Here is a 571-nt window from a genome sequence, read left to right on the forward strand (position 1 = left end):
CCACCACCCGAATCCCCAGAGCCACACCCCCACCACTCCCCGTGATCTAACATCTGGCGCGTGCCGCGCTCATATGCAAGCCCGCCCGTGAGGAACCTGCTGCGCCGATACGCGTCCCTCGGCGAGCCCCTCACCTGCGAACCCGTCGCCCAGGGCCTCCTCAACCGCGGCTACCGCCTCGCCACCACCCGCGGCGAGTTCTTCCTCAAGCACCACCTCGACGGGGACCGCGAGGCCATCGTCCGCCAGCACGACGCCACCCGCAGCCTCCAGGCGCTCGGCGTCCCCGTCGCACCCCCCGTACCGGACGCCGACGGCGACACCGTCACCGTCCTCGGGGGCCGCTGCTACGCCCTGCACCCCTGGGTCCACGGCCGCCACCGCGACGGCGCCCAGCTCGGCGCCGTCGGCTCGGGGCGGCTCGGCGCTCTCCTCGGGCTCGTCCACATCTGCCTGGAACAGGTCATGGAGGGACGCGGCCCCGCCGCCGACCACCCCAGCGCCGACCCCGCCGACACCTTCGCCCTCATCGACGACCTGCTCACCCTCGCCCGCGCAGCCGGTGCTCGGC

The 571-nt window shown here is 74.1% G+C and carries 1 protein-coding gene; it reads left to right on the top strand.

Annotated elements, in window-relative coordinates; genetic code table 11:
* Positions 1–60 precede the first annotated feature (60 nt).
* Positions 61–571, top strand: a 511-nt coding sequence (locus ACJA3G_RS38315) for a phosphotransferase (RefSeq protein WP_406557587.1), incomplete at its 3' end; no start/stop codon positions are given.

This window comes from Streptomyces sp. YS-3 (assembly GCF_045257485.1).
Lineage (GTDB): Bacteria > Actinomycetota > Actinomycetes > Streptomycetales > Streptomycetaceae > Streptomyces.